Here is an 18,990-nt window from a genome sequence, read left to right on the forward strand (position 1 = left end):
GAGGAAGACCCTCGGATTCAGGAAACCATCCGAAGCCATCCTCGACCTGATCAACGAGGCATGATACGATCACACAACCAAATTAACCAGCAACACGGGTGTTGCAACCACCACTAGAATCCGCCCATCGCATTCACGAAGAAGCGAACGTTGTTCGTAAGACCGGAAGGTGCGATGATGAATCGGAAGTCCCGGAGTGAGAACCTCCGCACGCGTGCTGGCCGTAGGGCTGGCGTGGACTTCGCGTCGCCGTACCTACGTCGTGGCGTCGCGTCGGTGGTGACTGTCGCTTTGTCGCTGACCTGCATGGTGCCGTCCGCATACGCGCAGAATGATAGCGTTCTCAATTCGATCAACGGTTCCGGCGTGACCGTCATCTCCAACGGCAAGGTCGTGACCGATAATACGGTCGTGTCCGCCGCGGAATCGCTCGCGCAGCAGCGTGCGACCGTGACGGTCGACACCGAGACGACCGGTACCGATGCAGCTGATGCGGCCGGCAGCGCAAACCAGACCGGCGCGAACGGTGCGACCGATACCTCTCATCCGAACGATGCGGCCGGCAACTCGGCTCAGACCGATACGACCGCAAATAACGCCGCGGGTAACGCGAACCAGACCGGCGCGAACGGTTCGTTCGGCAATGACAGTAATACTGTATTCACGAACGACAACGTCTTCGATTCCGGCAACGGTCTGACCGGCGGTGATGCGAAAACCGTGCAGACCAACGATGCCGCCGATTCCGCCAACACCTCTCATACGGCTGACGGCGATGCTGCGTCCAGCGACGCCGCGGCCGGCACCCAGTCCGCCGGCACCGCCGATCAGAATAATGACGATACCCAGTCCTCGTCCGATGTGACCGACCAATCCAGCGCGTCTGATGGCTCCGCGGCAGCCGATGCTCCGGTCGCCCAGGCCGACGCTACCACCACCCTCGGCGGCCGCGACTTCGCAGGCCAGGTCACCAAGGAAATCGCCGGCAAAACCTACATCCTCATCGGCAACGAACAGCAGCTGCGCGCGATCGGCGTCGTCAAGAAAGTCGTTGGCACGACGAGGACGTATGCCAAGGTCATCGGCGGCACCGTCTATCAGGTCCCGCAGATTCTGAAAAACACCGGCACCCTGGTGTCGCCGAAGCTTGAGTGGGTCGACAACGGCGACGAATCGGTCGCCTACGCCGGTGACGCGGACCTCGCCGTCGACCAGACCCTGCACAACGCCGACTTCAGCGACCATGACGGCGGCGGCATCCTCGTCGGCGACAAGCGCATCAAGTACTTCGTCAAGGATGCCGACGGCAACCGCCATGACGTCACCGACCAGACCTACGGTCCCAACACCGGTCTCGAATATGCCCCCGACCAGAACTACATCATCTTCCGTGACATCGATCTGAGTTCCAACGCAGCGGACCCGACCAACACCAACTGGACGCCGCTCATGTTCTCCGGCACCATGTTTGGCGCCGTCGCCGCAGACGGTGCCGCCGCAGGCGACCTGTGGAACATGTTCGATAATAATGGCACGAATAACGGCGTGAGCGTCAACTCTACCGCAGGCAAGCCGACCATCTCCAAAGTGGTGGTGGATCAGCCGGCCGGCAAGCTCAACGTCAACGATCAACAGGGCATCGGCTTTTTCGCCACAATCGCCAGCAAGACGAGCATCACCCAGATCAACGCCGAGAAAGGCGGGCTCAGCAGTCTCGGCACCGTCACTGTTGCCAATCTCGCGCTCAGCGACGTCTCGGTGTCGAACAAGGCCACCACGGCGGAAACCGACTTCTCGCTGATCGGCCTGATCCTCACTGTGGTCACCGCCGCGTTGAAGGTGTTGGGGCTCGACCTCGATGGTCTGGTCGGCGCGGTGAAAAAGGATCCGTCGAACTTCGCGACCGGCGCGTTCGTCGGCCGCGTGTCCGGCGACGTGGTCATCCGCGACTGCGACGTCCGCAACGCCTCTGTTTCCAACGTCAAGGCCATGACCGGCGGTTTCGTCGGATACATGGAGGGCGCCACCCAGTACGAGTTCATCTCGAAGCTTCTCGGAAGCATCCTCGATGCCGTTGCCGCCCTGTTGAACCTCATCCCGTTCCTCGGTCTCGGCGATCTCATTACCTTCCTCGAGGACCTGATCGGGCTGGACAAACTCATCCCCGTCGGCTATTACAACCCCCTGATCGAGAACAGCTCGGTGAACGGGTTCAAGAGCGACGTGACGCTCGGCAACGACGATTCCAAGTACGCCGGCGGTTTCGCCGGTTACCTGGAAGGCGCAATCGTCACCGGTTCCTCCGTGCACAGCGTCCAGCCGTTCACCGTGAAGGCCAAGGAATATGCCGGAGGCTTCGCCGGATTGGCCCGCAACGGCGAGATCGGAGGTTTGCTGCAGAACCTCGGCGTGGAACTCCTTGCCGTGTTGCGTCCGCAGAGCCTCATCGAAGGTTCGGTGATGGAGACCTCAGGAGGCGCATCCGTGTCCGCGGACAAGTACGCCGGCGGTTTCGTCGGAGCGATGGCCTCCTCCTATGCGGTCAACGACGAAATCGGCGTGAAGCTCAACGGACCCGTCACGGTCACGACGACGGATTCCTACGCCGGCGGATTCACTGGCAATGCGAGTATCGGCTGGGGGCTGGAGCTCGGTAGCGAAGTGGATGACGGCGACTCGTCCAGCGGCGGCAGCTCGCTGCTTTCCAACGTGAAGAAAGTGGTCAGCAACCTGCTCGAGGGCAAGTGGCTGGGACAGTCGAACGCCGGCGATCTGCTCAGTCTGGTCGGTGTCTCCCCATCCCATATCCTCGGTGCGCAGATCAACAGCGACGGCATGACCGTGACCGCCGGCGGTTCGTACGCTGGTGGCGTGCTCGGCGCCGGTTCGGGCACCATCATCGCTTCCTCGTCCGCCGACAACCTCAAGCAGCTCTCCTTCTGGAAGCATGGCACGGCTCCGGCCTCCCCGAGCGAGCAGGCCGTGCGTGTCATCGGTCTGAAGACGATCCAGGCGGCGTCCTCGTATGCGGGCGGCGTCACCGGCGTGGTGCGCCCTGCCACCGTGGCCTCGCTGCTCGGCGACACGCTCGGTCTCAACGACATCGGTGATTGGCTTGGTAAAGACGACGAGTTCGCCTCGTTCCTGCTGGGCGACATCACCGTGATCGGCGTGGACGACGAGACCGGTCTGACCGTGTCCGCAGGCGAATACTATGCAGGCGGCATCATCGGCTGCGCCTCTGGCGGTTCCGCACAGGATGTGAACCTGACGAACCTGGGATCCGTCACCGCCAAGGGCAGCGCCGGCGGCTTCGCCGGATTCACCGGTCCGGGAGACGCAGTCGGCGCCAGCAAGGTCAACCTGCTCGGCCTCATCCAGATCTCCGGCCTGCTCTCCGTTGCCCAGTACTCCTCTGTCACGGTCAATCGGTCCAACGTCACCGGCGTCACTTCGGGATTCACCGTCAAGGCCACCGGCCACAACGAGAACAACGAGACCAACGACTACGGCGCCGGCGGCTTCTACGGACGGGCTAACAGCACCAAGACCATTGATTCGCATGTACGCGCGTTGAAGGCCGTCACCGCCGACACGACGACCTCCGACGGCATCGCCGGCGGATTCGTCGGCATGTCCACCACAGGCGGCCTCGCCGAAGCGGTGGACGACTCCAAGGACACGTCCATCTTCGGCTCGTTGATCAGCGTCGACGGCCTGCTCGGCGCGGTACCGTACCTTATTCCGAGCTACCTGTACACGACCGTGACCTATGTCAACGGAGGCTATGTCGAAGCCGATGTGGCGGGCGGCTTCGCCGGCGACTTCCAGAGTGGCTACCTCAACCATGTCACCGACGCGCAACGCAAGGACGATGCGACGCTCGACGACGAGGTGGCCAAGGCGAAGGCCGCCCCGTACGCGGTCATCAACATTGACCATGTGACCGGTGGCGCATACGCCGGCGGCTTCGGCGGCAGGGTCGTCTCCGGCGCGCTCGCCTCCGCGGGCAAGGGCGGTCTGAGCATCCTCGGCAAGATCGGCGGAGTGAGCATCTCCAGTCTGCTCTCGCTCGCGCAGGTGTATGTTCCGTTCGTGCTGTACGCGGGTGTCCACACCGATGAGGAGACCTTCAAGGCCGCCGGCGGCGTGACGGACAAAAATGCGGATTACGGTCTGGTCGTCGAGGCCCGGCAGCTTCGCGACGGCGACTCGAACTCCGGTTCGGCCGGTGGTTTCGCCGGTTACGTGTCCGCGGCGCAGATCAGCTCCTCGTCGGTCACGCAGTTACGCCATACCGCGGTCGAGGCTCCCAAGAATCTGGAGACCACGGACGCCGATGAGATCGCCGACACGTATCTGAACGATGGCAAGAGTTCGTATGCGGTGGACGCCGCGCGGTACGCGGGCGGCTACATCGGCCGTGTAGATCTGGGTTCGGCCGCCGGCGTGGGCAAGAGCATCAACATCCTGGGCGGCGCGATCAATCTGACCGATTTGGTCAGCGCGTTGAACGTAATCGTGTCCACGATCGAAGAGTCCGATGTGACCGGTGGCGTGGCCGGGTATTCGGTGCGTGCCAGCACCGCCGACCACAAGAAGACCGACGGCAAGACCGCCGACCCGCTCGGTTCGGCCGGTGGTTTCGTGGGCGATCTTGAAGGCGGACACATCCAGCACTCCAACGCGCACGAATTCGTGTACATCATCGGGCAGGTTTCCGCCGGCGGCTATGCGGGCGTCATCCAGCCCGGCGTCGCGGCTGATGTGCTCGGTGATGGTACCGTGCTCAAGACGTTGCTCAACGTCGACGGCACGCTGTCGTTGTTCCAGGATTTCGTGCCGACGATCCGCAACTCGTCCACCGACGCGGCGATCTGCGGCGGTGCGGTGCGTGCCCAGGCATCGTCCGATTCGACGACCCGCCGTGGCATGGCGGGCGGCTATGTGGGACGCGACCGTGGCGGCCAGATCTGGGGTAACAGCACCAAGACATGGTCCAGCATCAGTGGCAAGACCGACATCTCCCAGCAGGTCGCCTATGCGGCTCGCATCCGCAGCGTGTACGGACAGGAGATCGCCGGCGGTTACACGGGTCTCATGGAGGCAGCAGACACCGCTGAGGGAGGTTCCCTTTCGGTGCTCGGCGGACTGATCAAGACCGACAATATCGCCGGTGCGCTGTCGATCGTGTATCCGACCGAGGAACACACCAAGGTTACTGGTCCGTTGCGCAACGCCAGCTATGACCAATGGCGGACGTGGGTCGAGAACATCGGCAAGTATGGTGCATACGGCAAGGAATTTACCGACGTTGCCAAGGCCGGTGCTGCTGACGTTCACGATCAGGATTCGCTGAACAAGTTCCTTAAGGACTATGTGTTTGGCTTTAATGTGGTTGCGGGACGTGGTGTGTTCGCGAATGCTGCGGATGAGATCAAGACATGCCAGACTGAGGCGGATAACAACGCGAAGCCTGAAGAGAAGGCCGAGGCGAAGACCAAGTGCTACGAGCTCGGTGCGAACCTGCGTGACTCCGGCGTTGCCGGCGGTCATGTCGGTCTGATGCGCACCGGTACGATCACCGACGGCCAATCGGAGGATGTGCGCAATGTGACCGCCATGCGTGCGGCCGGTGGATACGCGGGCACGATGGAATCCGGCACTGCCGCCACGTTCGGCAGCGTCAATATCCTTGGCTTGAATCTCGATCTCGGCCAGCTGCTCAACGTAGCGAGCGTGTTCGTGCCTGTCGTCAAGTCGTCGAGCGTGATCGGCTACCGTCGTGGCATGCGGGTTTCCGCAACCGGCAGTGATATCACGCATGGCGCCGGCAACGCCGGCGGCTATGTCGGACTTGCGGTTGGCGCCCAGATTTGGGGTGATCGCGATGCCAACGGCGATGAACTGGTCAAGAACGCTGCCGCGAGCGCGGCTGTGGGCGCGAACGTGAAGAACCTGCGCAAGGTGTCCGGCCGCAACAACGTCGGCGGATTCGTCGGTGCGGCTACAAGCGGTTCGGTCGCGGATGTGGATACGAACGCGGCGAGCGGCTTCCTGAACAAGGTGCTTGACACGGTCATCGGCACGCCTGCCAGCCTGTTGCAAGTGCTGCAGGCCACGATCGTCACGATTCGCGGTGCGCATGTTTTCCCGGACAGCGACAGCTGGGGTTATACGGTTGAAGGCGCGTACCAAGACGCTGATGGCAACACGCAGTATGCGCTGAACGCGGGCGGTTTTGCCGGCTCGTTGCAAGCTGCGATCCTTGGCGATAAGGATTCCGCCAAGGGCACCGGCACCGAAATCGAGACCTCGAAAGATCCGGCGTCGCTCACGGTGACCGGTCTGCGCGCCGTGGAAGGCGGCCAGTACGCCGGCGGCTTCTTCGGCCTGGCTGACATCTCGTCCGTCGCATCCGTGGGAGGCGGCAACGCCGCAACCGGCACAGACGTGGAGAACGGCACCAACACGAACCTACTGCTCTCGTTGCTGAAACTCGGCAACGTGGGCGTACTCGAAGCGTTCCGCACGTTCCTGTACGACGGTCAGGTGATCGGCGTGACCGACGGCATTCAGATCAAGGCCCATGTCTCCGCCACCAGTGGAATGCTCGACTCCAAGCGATTCACCGGTGCCGCCGGCGGATTCGGCGGCGGCCTCATCAACGGTTCCGTCAAGAAGAGCGGCGTCACCAATCTCAACAGCGTAACCGGCGTGAACTATGTAGGTGGCTTCATTGGTCATCTTGGCAAGTCCGGCACGATCGCCGCTGACAACGCACAGCTCGGCACCAGCTGGCTCAACCTGCTCGGTGCGACGGCCGGTGTACTTGACATCTGGGGCTCTCATGTGAGCGATTCCTCGGTTTCCGGCATCCAGTCCGGCTACACGGTTACGGCCACGCATGACGGTGCTGAATATCAGAAAGGCACAGACGCGGCGACCGGCCGTGAGGTGGCTGGCGGTTTCACCGGCTACGCCGACCTCGCACGAGTGAAGAACTCCACGGTGACCGGATTGAAGAAGGTCGTCAGCGGCGAACTTGCCGGCGGTTTCGTCGGCGAGACGAAACGCGCCTATCTGGTGAATGCGCAGGTTAATTCGGTGCTGCTTGAGGTCGTACTCGGTATCGTCAACGCATTGGTCAAACTGCTGTATCTGGATAAGGCCGAGGACCTCGGCGTCATCAACATCGGACAGTGGCTCAAGTTCCTGCTGCCGACCACAAACGTCGACAAGGTCTTTGACCTCAAGGTACTGGCCGACGGTGAACTGCTGTACGTGAACCTGTTCGGCTTGAAGATCGGTGTGGCGCTGTCCAAAGCCGATGACGAGAACAAGCAGCAGACCGACGTGGCGATCATCACCATCGGCGATTCCGTCATCAAGTTGCCCTGCAACAAGGACGGTATCATCAAGGACAACGAGACCGAGTCGAACCTCACCGTCCAGCTCATCAAGGGCAACCGCACGAAGGTGGTTTCCTCCTCAGTGCAGGGCATCGCCGACGGCTACGACGTGTTCGGCGGGGGAGCGACACAGGGCGCCGACGGTTCGGGCGAGACCGGCTATGCGGGTGGTTTCGTCGCGCTGAATGATGAAGGTCTGTTCGAGAACGACGATATGACCTACGCGGACACGATTCGCGGCACCGCGGAGCTGGTCGGACCGTTCAGCGGCGCGACCAAGCTGAAGTCCAGCTACGAGTTCAACGATGTGTATGATCTTGAAGGCAACACCAACACGTACCACATCTACCGTGACGTGCCGTCCACGTGGTCGTATGCGCTCACCAAGGACAGGAAGCAGTTCACGTACGGCTCACACATGGACAATGTGACCAAGAACGGTCAGACGATCGATGTGACCGGTGCGCTCAGGCTGCCGCTCAACCGCTATGACGTCGCGCATCTTGCCAACGAGCAGGACCAATGGGGCAAGCCCGTCGTGGTGCCGTACATCAAGACGTTCTCCGACTACGAGGACGCCGTGATGGCCAACAACGAGGGCGGCGTGAACGACGAGAGCGAGAACGGCACGTACAAGGCCAAGCCACTCGGCGTATACGTGTCCCCCGCTCAGGCCGACCTCATGCTCGGCAAGGCGACTGCTGACAATAACGGCGGCATCACCCCCGAGCCGGACGACGGCCAGGACGCCTGTGGCTTGGAAGGCTGCGGCGACGTGAGCCTGACGCTACGCAAGGTGTGGCGCGACAACGCCAAGAACCGCCCGCAGGGCATCACGGTCGTGCTCACCGCCACGTACACGAACAAGAACGGCGAGAAGATCACGCCGGTCTCGATCCGGTGCAGCGACGCTGACTGCAACGAAAGCGCGCAGCCGAACCCGCGTACCGTGACGATGACCGCCGCAGCCAACGCCTCCGCGTGGAGCAACACGTGGCGCATGACGATCGACGGTCTGCCGGTCGGATTCCTCGACAAGGACGATCCGAACGACGGGGACACGAACGGCACGTTCCGCTACTACACGTACACCGTGCAGGAAGCCACGCTGATCTACTCCGACGGCACGAATTCTACCGAGAAGACCCCGGACGAGGCCGGCTATTCGGTGGCGACAAGCTACGCGACCGAATACGACCCGTCCGACAAGGGAACCGACGAGAACGGCACCGGCAAGGAGTACGTGGCGACGATCACGAACTACATTCCGGGACTGCCGAACACCGGCGGCTCGGGCACGCAGTGGATCGCGATGCTCGCCCTGATCATCCTCGGACTCGGCACCGCATGGTACCTGCATGACACCGGCAAGACCGGCGCTCGCCGAAAGCGAGGCCGCCATGTCGCCTAACAAGATTTCCGCCGCTTTGGTGGCGGGCAAACCAATGTCCAATCCGTCCTTTCCGGCAGACAACCGGAAATCATGGGAAACCAAGGAGAAAGGAACAGTGATGAAGTCACTGATCAAGAAACTCGCCGCGGTGATCATCGCCGCTGCGACCATGCTCGGCATCGCCGGGCTCGGCGCCGTCACCGCCACCGCGGCCGGCAGTGCTACGCTGACGGTCACCTCTGCCCAGAGTGCATTTGTCGGCAAGACCGTGAAGTACGTGAAGATGTTCACGGCCACGGATAATGATAACAATGGCACTTATGATTATGCATTGGACAATGCTTGGAAGGACTTCTTCAAGGCATCCAAGGCTAACGGTGGTCCTGGCATCGAAGGTGTGACGGACGCTAATGTGTCCGCGAAGGCGGAGGTTTACATCAAGGGCCTGTCCGAAGAGGATCTTGCCACGTTTGCCGATCTTGCTTCTGCTTGGGCGCAGAAGACGGATTCTGGCATTAAGCTGGTCGAAAGCTCTGCGGCCGCCGCTGTTACTGATAGCACCGCGAAGGCGGCAGTCACTATTGGTGAGCTTGATCTTGGCTACTATCTTGTTGTTCCGCCGACCGGTGAGGGTGCTCCGCTGGGTATCGATGGCAAGTCCCACGCGATTCTCGCGAACGTGACTGATCCGAACGTGTCGATCAACCTGAAGAAGGAATTCCCGACCGTCGACAAGACCGTTGATGACAAGGATCACAACAAGGCCGACGACAAGAACATCGGCGATACCGTCAACTTCACGCTGACCTCCACCGTGCCGGATATGACCGAGTACACCACGTACAAGTTCCTGTTCCACGATACCCTGTCCAAAGGCCTCGCTTACACCGTCAATTCTGTGACGGTCAAGGTCGATGGCACCGAACTGAAGAACATTGCCGACAAGACGTACTACACGGTGACCGACCCATCGAAGGACAATGGCAACACGCTGACTGTCGAGATGAACGACTTCAAGGCTAACTTCGGCGATAAGGACACTTATGCTGGCAAGTCCATCACCGTTGAGTATTCTGCGACACTGAACGCGGATGCGGAGATCGGCAACGCCGGTAACCAGAACTCCGCGACTGTCGAGTACAGCAACGATCCGAAGTCCGATGGCACTGGCACCTCCGTGCCGAGCATCGTCAAAGTCCACACCTTTGGTTTCACCGTAGACAAGTACACCGGTGACACGTACAACGAGTCCTCTCTGCGTCTTGCCGGCGCCAAGTTCAAGCTCTACAAGAGTGCTGCTGCTGACGCGACTCCGATCGACTTTGTCGTGAATGCCGGTACTGGCTCCACCGCCACGACCGCGCGACTTGCCACGTCTGATGACAAGAAGGAAGATTCCGATACAAAGAATCAGGTTAAGTCTGAGATCGAGACTCCTGCTTACGGTCGTATCACCTACTCCGGCCTCGAAGCGGGAACGTACTACCTTGAGGAATCCGCCGAGCCTGCCGGTGGTTACACCAAGCAGGATCACAAGATCAAGGTCGTGATCACCGCCAACTACGATAAGGACACGAAGCGTCTGACCGACTGGAAGATCGATTACTACACGCCAAAGTCCGATGGTACGTATGCGGCTACCGCTACCGGTACCGATACCAAGGACAAGCCGGTTGTGCCGTTCTTGAACAAGAAGGGCCTCACCCTCCCGTCCACCGGTGGTATGGGTACGATCCTGTTCTCCGTGTTCGGTGTGCTGATCGTGGCGCTGGGTACGGCTTGGTACGTCAAGTCGAACCGCAAGTCGACCAAGTGAGGTAGGGGTCGCCTTGGATCCCCGTGCTAGGGGAGCTGGCAGCTGTGGGCTGACTGAGGGGTAGCTTGAAGTTTCGGAACGTTCCGCTACTTTTACGCTCCCCCAGTCAGCCTACGGCTGACAGCCCCCTCAGCCGAGGGGGCCGAGGCTCCGCCAGCTTCCGCGGAATTATTTCCGCAAAGAGCTGGCATTGCACAAGAGGAGATTCATGGGTAAGAAGTTGCGCGGCTTGATGCCGTTGGTGGTCATCGTGGTGGGACTGCTCGTGCTGTTCTATCCGACGATCAGCAACTTCCTCGTCATGAAGAACGCGTCCCGCGTCGTCGGCAACTACGATTCCAAGATCGACTCGCTGACCGACGAACAGTATCAGCAGATACTCGCCGCCGCCCACAAATACAACGCACAGCTCGCGGCCGAAAGCTCCGGGCTGACCGACGCCCTCGCCGGCGCGGTCGACACCGAAGCGACGGACGCCGAATACATGAAACTCCTCAACGTGAACGGCGACGGGATGATGGGCTATCTCACCATTCCGCGACTCAAGGAAACCATGCCGATCTATCACGGCACTTCCGAGGAAGTGCTGCAGGTCGGCGTCGGCCACCTCGAACAGACCTCGCTACCGGTCGGCGGCGCATCCACGCACGCGGCGCTCTCCGGTCACCGGGGGTTGCCCACGGCGAAACTGTTCACCGACCTGAATCTGATGAAGAAGGGCGACCGGTTCTACATCAAGATTCTCAAAGACACCTACGCCTATCAGGTCGACAAGATCACCACGGTCCTGCCGACCGACACCAAGGAACTCGCCATCGAAAACGGCAAGGACCTGGTCACGCTGATCACGTGCACGCCGTACGCGGTCAACACGCACCGACTGCTCGTACGCGCGCATCGCATCCCGTACACGCCCGAGCAGGAGAGCGAGGCGAAGCCGACGTTCCACGTCGACATTCCGCTGCAGTACCTGCTGCCGTCCATCGGACTGATCGTGCTGCTCATTGGATGGCGCGTATACCGGTGGAGGAGCGAGCGACACGTGCGTGCGCAGCATAGCGCGCAGTGATTTTCTTGGCTCCCTCGGCTGAGGGCATGCGCAGCATGACTGAGGGAGCGTAGAAGCCAAGGAACGTTCCGTAGCTTTTACACTCCCCCAGTCAGCTTCGCTGACAGCCCCCTCAACTGAGGGGGCCGAGGCTCCGCCAGCTTTTACGCCGAACACAATAAATACTTGATTGAAAGGAGAGCCACACATGGCTGAGATGGATGGGCGACGAGGCATCGCCGTGCACCTGTGCGGCGTGCTCCTTGCCATCGCCACGGCACTGTCCGTGCTTACGTTCGCAATGATCACGACACCTGTGCGCACCGCGCAGGCAGCCACGGTCTACGGCAGCATCACCATCGACGCGCAATGGGATCGCGACACTGCCAATCAGACCGCGCTCGCCGGCGACACGTATGCCATCGTACGCATCGCCTCCGTCGATCTCGACGCCGAAACCGGCACGATCCGCGCATTCCGCACGCTGAAGTCATTCTCGAAGTTCGATCAGTCGTGGGCCGACCTCACGTCGTCCGAACTCAACACGGCAGCCAAGCAACTCGACGCATACGCTGCCAAACACAAGCTGTACTCTGTCAGCGATACCTCCAACGCCGCCGGTCGTGCCTATTTCACCGATCTCGAACCCGGCATCTATCTGATCTCGCGCACCGCCGCGGCATCCGCCAACAAACGCTACAGCTGCGATCCGTTCCTCATCGCCGTGCCCGAAACCACCGGCGGCACGCCAACGTTGGCAGTCACCGCCGAACCCAAGTTCTCCGACAACGGCACCGTTACCCCGCCGAACCCGACGCCCAATCCTAACCCGACTCCGCAGCCCAATCCGAACAAGCCCGGCGAGCCTACCCAGCCGACCACGCCGAGCAACCAGTCCACCCCGAAGACCCCCGCCAACACCGGCGCCGCCGTCAGCATCATCGCCCTCGCCGCCATCGCCCTGACCGTGGCCGCCCTCATCATCCGCGACCTGCGCCGCGGGCGACGAGTCTCAGATCAATGAGGAACCGGTGCTCTCGCTTCCAAGAGCACCGACCCATTTACCGACGATGCAGGTAATCCATCGCCATGACATAGATCATGAAGATCATGCACATGGCATCAGCGGTGATCGTATCGATCTTTGCCGCGATGATTACCAGAATCACCGTCATGAATAGTCACAAGTCTCCTTGTGGCGGTTCCTCATTTGACTTGCACATTGCTGTGCTCCTTAGTGAGGCCACGCCAACAGCCGCTGGCGCGGCAGTGGCTCATCCTGATATCCAGGACGGGACGCTCAAGTCCGTGCGACTGGACAGAAGCGACATTGGTCATCGTATCGGAGCGGGTAGCCACGGTGTTACAATCGACAGTGTCGATGAAGCGTGCGAACCATCCACCATCAGCGGCGGCGAAACAAAGCTTTTTTTGGATGGGCTGCATCGATACCGATAAGTGGCTTGACTCCACTTTTTAGTGAGGCATAAGGGCTGATATCTGCTACGGATGTCAGCCCTTGCTCATGGTCGTGCATACAATGGAACCTATGAGCGAAAAGCATGCCGCAAAGAAGAGTATCGAGAAACTGGCGATCGTCGTCGTCACCTACAAGCGCCAGCAGCTGCTGACCAAACTGTTCGATTCGATCGAACGGCTGACCGTCGCGCCGTGGCGCATCGTCATCGTCGACAACGAGCACTCCGACGAGACGCGCGGCATGGTCGATGACTTCTCCTCGCGCATCACCAAGCAGTGGGGCGCCACCGTGGCCGACGCAGGCGGCAACGAGACGCGCGTCGTGTACGCGCCGCAGACCGCCAACCTCGGTGGCGCGGGCGGCTTCTCCGCCGGCGTGAAGAAGGCGTACGAGCTCGGCGCCGAATGGTTCTGGGTGATGGACGACGACGTGGCCGTCGAACCCGACGGCATCGAAAAACTCGCCAAGTGGACGCCGCGCCACGACGTGATCCAAGGCAGCCGCTACGACTTCGACGGCGGCCCGTTCTACTGGCAATACGACTTCATCGTGCCGCTCGGCATCCCGAACCCGATCGCGCCCGCCGCGTTCGGCCGCGCCGGCTACCGCGTCATGGACACGCTGTGCTTCGAGGGCGGCCTGTTCCGCCGTCGCGTGGTCGAGAAGATCGGTTTGCCGGACCCGCGCTTCTTCATCTACTGGGACGACACGATCTACGGCTACCTCGCCAGCAAGGTCACCAACCCGATCATCGTGCCCGACGTCGTGCTGCGCCGCACGCGCGAGATCGGCAACTGGGACATCGCCGGCCTGCGCCAGCTCAACTCGACCTCGGACATGAACCGGTACCACATCATGCGCAACCGCGGCTACATGGCCCGCTATTTCATGGCGCACGGCGACTTCCGGCCGTTCCTGTTCGCGCTCGGCACCGTGGCGACCGCCGCGAAGGAGGTCATCCGCCTCGTGATGGTCGACCGCGAGCATGTGAAGACCGGTCTCGTGCAGATCGCCAAGGGCTGGTGGGACTCCCGCAAGCTCATGCACGACCCGAACTGGCAGCCGATGCCGTCGCTCAAGTAGTCCGGGTAGTCCGGTCGGAGTCTGTCGGGAGTCGACGCATGGCGCGCTCCTGTGCGTTGCGGCTGTTCTTGGCGTCGGACGACGTCGCGTCTCTTTTTCGCGTGGCGGTTTTCGCTCGCTAAGACACGTCTTAGCGAGCGAAAACCGCCACGACCGTCCATGTGTGGCAGAAAACGCTCACTGATCTCTCGATCAGTGAGCGTTTTCTGCCACGAGGCACGCGCACGGAACGGCGCGACGCGACGTACGTGAATCACTTGTGTATGAACAGGCCGCCGTCGCCCCACGCCCATTCGCCGGAGCCGGCGCCGATCTGGAAATGCAGTTTCGCGATGCCCAAGTCGTTCAGCGTCTCACGGTAATCCTCATTCGGGTCCAGATGCGCCGCCGCCGTATCGTCCGCCGCGTTGTACGAGAACGTGACCGGCTGACGGTTCATCGCACTCGGCGCCTTCATCGCCGCCTCGACACCCGCCTTGAACCAGTCCGGCGCGGCCGCACGTTCGGCGTCGCTCATGCCGGCAGTGAACTGCTCGAACGACTTCGTCGGCCGGTGCGTACGCTGGAATTCGGTCAGCTCGTCATACGACTTCGCCTGATATGACAGGTGATGCTCCGGGTAGCCGACCACCACGCACAGGTACAGTTCCTCGCCCTTCCTGATCCGGCAGTGCTTGGCTGCCTCCTCGCGATCCCAGCTGCCGCCGACCCACAGCGTGCCCAGTCCGCGCAACGTGGCCGCCAACGTCACACGCTCGGCATAGAAGCCGGCGCGCTCGCGGGCCTCGGGATCGTCCTTCGGCTCGACCAACGCGATGTAGTTCGCCGCGTTCCTGAGATGTCCGGATTCGTTCGCGGCCGCGAACACCTTGGGCTGGTTCAGGATCAGCTGCATGTTGGTTTCGGCGAGCGTGTTCACCGCGTCGATCGTCATGGTAAGCTGGCGGGCCGTATCGTCGTCGATCGGATCCTTGTCGTACGCGCGCACCGCAGTGCGGATGTTGATCGCGTCAATCAATTGTGTATGTTCCATACCTTTTGATTATTCCACGGTCGTCCACGGTTTGAATCGATTCGGCCGTGGACTCAATGACGCGTGTCGGCCGGCGCGCGTTATACAATGCCCATACCGGTTCGATATCGTTGTTCCGTTTTCACGGAAAAGTCACGGAAAGAGAGGTCAATGATGATTGAAACAGCGCAGGCTTTCGGCGTGGACATCGGCGGTTCCGGCATCAAGGCGGCTCCGGTCGATCTCGAGAAGGGCGAATTCGCCGAGCCTCGTCTGAAGATCCTCACCCCGGCGGTCTCCACCCCGCAGGCGGTCGCCGCGATCGTGCGCCAGCAGCTCGACCATTTCGAGGTTCCGGCCTCCGCGCCGGTCGGCATCGCGTTCCCGGCCCCGATCAAGCCCGGTCAGAAGCTTGACTTCATGGCCAACCTCGACCAGTCGTGGATCGGCGTGGACGTGACCGAAGTGTTCTCCGAGGCGTGCGGCCGCCCGGTCGTCGTTGTTAACGACGCAGATGCCGCTGGTCTGGCCGAGCAGCAGTACGGCGCGGCCAAGGGCCAGAACGGCCTCGTGATCGCGACCACGCTGGGCACCGGCATCGGTACCGCACTCATCATGAACGGCGTGCTCGTGCCGAACACTGAACTCGGCCACATCATTCTCGACGAGAAGCACCTCGACGCCGAGAAGTACGCATCCTCCGGCGTGCGCGAGCAGAAGGAGCTCGGCTACAAGAAGTGGGCCAAGCGCTTGACCAAGTACTACGGACTCATGGAGAAGTACTTCAACCCGGACCTGTTCGTGGTCGGCGGCGGCGTGAGCCGTCAGAGCGACAAGTTCCTGCCGTACATCGACATCAAGACGCCGATCGTGCCCGCCAAGCTGCGTAACGAGGCCGGCATCGTCGGTGCCGCCTATTACGCCAGCACCAAGCAGTGACGACGGTTCGCGCGTAAATCCTTACCGGCTCCTCCCTTGTGGGGAGCCTTTTTGCTGCCATATGGGCGATGCTGCTCTCCCTCGTGGCGGAAAACGCTCGCTGAGATCGCCGTGAGCGAGCGTTTTCTGCCACGACGTGGTCGGAGTGGCGGTTTTCGCTCGTTGAGTGGGCTGTCAGTGAGCGTTTTCCGCCACGAGTGACTGACGGGTTTTCGTGATGCGTGGCTAGACTGACAGCCATGCGATTTTCCTCACGAGTCGATATCAGTGCGCCCAATCCGATCGCCGCAGCCGAGGCCCGGTGCAAGCGGGACGGCGTGACGCTCGGCAAGCTCAACGATTCCAACCCGACCCGGCACGGACTGGCCCCGGCATTGGTGCCGGAGGTCTACACCGCCGATCCGCGCGGGCAGCGTGCGGCACGTGAGGCATTGGCCTCGTTCCTGACGCGGACCTATGGCACGGGCACGGCGAACGATGCCGGCGGCGCGTCTGTCGCTGAAGCAGACGGCGCGACCACCTCGGTCATCGACCCGGATCGCCTGTACATCTTGAGTTCCACGTCGGAAGCCTACTCGTGGCTGATCAAACTGCTGTGCGACGCGGGCGACGCGGTGCTCGCGCCGAAGCCCGGCTATCCACTCATCGAGTCGATCGCACGGCTCGAATGCGTGGACACGGTCGAATACCAGTTGCAGTTCGACGGCTCCTGGTACATCGACGTCGCCGAACTGGAATCATTGCTGAACGGCGAGCACGGCGAACGTATTCGTGCGCTGGTGCTCATCAATCCGAACAATCCGACCGGATCGTACGTCAAACCGTCCGAACGCGAACGCATCGTGTCGTTGTGCCGTGAACGGGGCGTCGCGATCATCGCCGACGAGGTGTTCTACGATTATTCGCTCGAACCGTTCGACGGCAATGCGCGGCTGGCGGGGGAGCCGGGCGTGCTTACGTTCGCATTGGACGGATTCTCGAAGATGCTCGCCGCGCCGCATGCGAAGGTCGGCTGGATCCAGGTGTCCGGGCCGGATGCGGACGTGGCCGAAGCACAGCGACGGTTGGACGTGATCGCCGACGACTATCTGCCGATGAGCGATATCATCGCGCGGCAGATTCCGGCATTGCTGGATGCGGCCGGCTCGCAGACGGACCGTGTGCGCGAGCGTGTGCGCGGCAATCTCGCGTTGCTGCATCGGTTGCTCGATGCGGATGAGCAAGGATTCGTGAGCGTGCTGCGGGCCGAAGGCGGCTGGAACGTGCTGCTACGCGTGCCGAGCGTGATCGACGAGAACGAACTGGTGCTCGCGATGATCGAACGGCACAGCGTCTCCGGTCAGCCGGGATACTTCTTCGACATGACGTCGAACGGCTACCTGGCGATCTCGCTGCTGCCGGAGCCGGAGGAGTTCGAACGCAACGTGCGCGTCGTGCTCGACACGGTCAATGGATTGCTGTGATAGACATCGCGATGCCGCGCCGCAGACGCTCCCTCAGTCAGCTTCGCTGACAGCTCCCTCAGCCGAGGGAGCCGAGGCTCCGCCAGCTTCATATGCTGACGATGCTGAGCCTACTGGCGTGACGCTTTGGCGGCTTCGTACTTTTTGCGGATGAGATCGGTGTAGAACGCGGCGGCGTCGGCGGGGGAGCCGTCGAAGACAAGCTGGTGGTCGTCCAGCACAAGCGTGCGGTCGATCGCGTACTCGGGGCGCTGGATCAGATCGATGTCGTGCGTGGCGAACACGACCTGCCTGTCGTAACTGAACAACGCGCGCGCCACATGCGCCGAACCGATTTCGTCCAGTCCTTTGGTCGGTTCGTCGGCCACGATCGCGGCGGGGGAGAAGCTCAGCGCGGACGCGATCGCCAGCAGATGCCGCTTCTCGCTGTCCAACGCGCTGGCCGGCTCGCGCGCCACCGACGTCAGATCGAAATGAGCGAACAGGTCGCCGATGATCTGCTGCCGCTCCGATTCGGGCACCTTGTGCTTCTTCAACGGCAGGTCGATCGCCTCGCGGATGTCCTTCGCCCGATAGTAACTGTCGGGAATCTCCTCGCGACGCACGCGGCCGACCAGATCCTCGATGCGCTTCAGATCGCGCTTGATCGCGGGATTGAGCACATCGCCGTCATGGGCGGCCTTATTGCTGGCGGCCGCATCGGTCTCGTTGTCGTCGGTCGCGTCGTCGCCGGTCTCGTCGCCGCGATGCGCCATCACTGCCACCGTACCCACGCTCGCGGTCAGCGCGCCGTCGAGCAGTTTGAGCAGCGTCGTCTTGCCGGATCCGTTCAGTCCGATCACCGCCACGCGCCGCGTATCCGGTCCGATCGTGAGCGTCGTCGGCAGCAACCCGACGTTGCCGTCCTCGTACCGGTGCCCGGCCCCGTCCATCACGAACGTCACCGACGACGGGCGATCGGCCGCCGTGCGTCCCCCAAACAACGAATCAAACAGTCCCATGACTCCCCAGTGTAGTCGGCAGGGGATCGTTGCGATGCACGATGCAACGGCCTGACATCCTCGCGCCGCGGAGCGTGACCGGGAGCGGATTGTGAGTCATGACCGTGTTTGTAAACCGTTGGAACATAAGGGTTTTGCAGAATCGACGGTTTACCCAGCCCGCGCCCGGTCACGCTCCGCGGCGCGGAACGGAGTGTGACCTGGGGGGTGAGGGGAGCGAGGGGCCGCGAGGAGATCGCGAAGGGGGGGGGGGGCGGTGGGGCGGGGCGCGGGCGGGGGTGACGCTGAGGGAGAGCCCTTGAAGGCGGCATGGAACCCGCGGTACGTGTTAGCGCGTTTGAGC

The 18,990-nt window shown here is 61.9% G+C and carries 9 protein-coding genes and 1 pseudogene; 8 read left to right on the forward strand and 2 right to left on the reverse strand.

The window, feature by feature from the left end:
* Positions 1 to 174: 174 nt before the first annotated feature.
* The 6 genes and pseudogenes from JS541_RS13975 to JS541_RS14000 all read left to right on the forward strand — a co-directional run bounded on the left by JS541_RS13975 (position 175) and on the right by JS541_RS14000 (position 14,232).
* A complete protein-coding gene (locus tag JS541_RS13975) occupies positions 175 to 8,823 on the forward strand; it encodes a cell surface protein (RefSeq protein WP_240539388.1) in 8,649 nt (2,882 codons plus the stop codon).
* Positions 8,824 to 8,923: 100 nt separating this feature from the next.
* Positions 8,924 to 10,621, forward strand: a complete 1,698-nt coding sequence (locus JS541_RS13980) for a SpaH/EbpB family LPXTG-anchored major pilin (RefSeq protein ID WP_214375111.1) — start codon at positions 8,924 to 8,926, stop codon at positions 10,619 to 10,621.
* 208 nt (positions 10,622 to 10,829) lie between these two features.
* Positions 10,830 to 11,660, forward strand: a pseudogene (locus tag JS541_RS13985) (class C sortase); the annotation flags it as partial.
* A gap of 217 nt (positions 11,661 to 11,877) precedes the next feature.
* Positions 11,878 to 12,693, forward strand: coding sequence for a cell surface protein (locus JS541_RS13990; protein ID WP_214375113.1), 816 nt, complete (start codon positions 11,878 to 11,880; stop codon positions 12,691 to 12,693).
* Between the two features lie 77 nt (positions 12,694 to 12,770).
* Positions 12,771 to 13,127: a hypothetical protein gene (locus tag JS541_RS13995; protein WP_214375114.1), complete on the forward strand. Its 357-nt coding sequence runs from the start codon at positions 12,771 to 12,773 to the stop codon at positions 13,125 to 13,127.
* Between the two features lie 91 nt (positions 13,128 to 13,218).
* Entirely contained in the window at positions 13,219 to 14,232 is a 1,014-nt protein-coding gene (locus JS541_RS14000) for a glycosyltransferase family 2 protein (protein WP_214375115.1), read from the forward strand.
* Between the two features lie 253 nt (positions 14,233 to 14,485).
* Here JS541_RS14000 and JS541_RS14005 read toward each other — a convergent pair whose 3' ends face one another.
* Positions 14,486 to 15,265, reverse strand: a complete 780-nt coding sequence (locus JS541_RS14005; protein WP_214375116.1) for a nitroreductase family protein — start codon at positions 15,263 to 15,265, stop codon at positions 14,486 to 14,488.
* 153 nt (positions 15,266 to 15,418) lie between these two features.
* On the opposite strand from JS541_RS14005, the gene JS541_RS14010 reads away from it, so the two are divergent.
* Together JS541_RS14010 and JS541_RS14015 are read left to right on the forward strand one after the other, a co-directional pair.
* The gene (locus tag JS541_RS14010; RefSeq protein ID WP_214375119.1) at positions 15,419 to 16,183 is read left to right on the forward strand and encodes a polyphosphate--glucose phosphotransferase; all 765 of its coding nucleotides are present in this window, start codon (positions 15,419 to 15,421) and stop codon (positions 16,181 to 16,183) included.
* 239 nt (positions 16,184 to 16,422) lie between these two features.
* Positions 16,423 to 17,646, forward strand: a complete 1,224-nt coding sequence (locus tag JS541_RS14015) for a pyridoxal phosphate-dependent aminotransferase (RefSeq protein WP_214375120.1) — start codon at positions 16,423 to 16,425, stop codon at positions 17,644 to 17,646.
* Between the two features lie 110 nt (positions 17,647 to 17,756).
* Here the strand turns inward: JS541_RS14015 and JS541_RS14020 are convergent, their stop codons facing one another.
* Positions 17,757 to 18,647 carry an energy-coupling factor ABC transporter ATP-binding protein gene (locus JS541_RS14020; protein ID WP_214375117.1) on the reverse strand — a complete coding sequence of 297 codons (891 nt, stop codon included), beginning with the start codon at positions 18,645 to 18,647 and terminating at the stop codon, positions 17,757 to 17,759.
* Positions 18,648 to 18,990: the final 343 nt, after the last annotated feature.

The sequence above is a fragment of the Bifidobacterium sp. SO1 genome (assembly GCF_018555335.1).
Taxonomy (GTDB): domain Bacteria; phylum Actinomycetota; class Actinomycetes; order Actinomycetales; family Bifidobacteriaceae; genus Bifidobacterium; species Bifidobacterium simiiventris.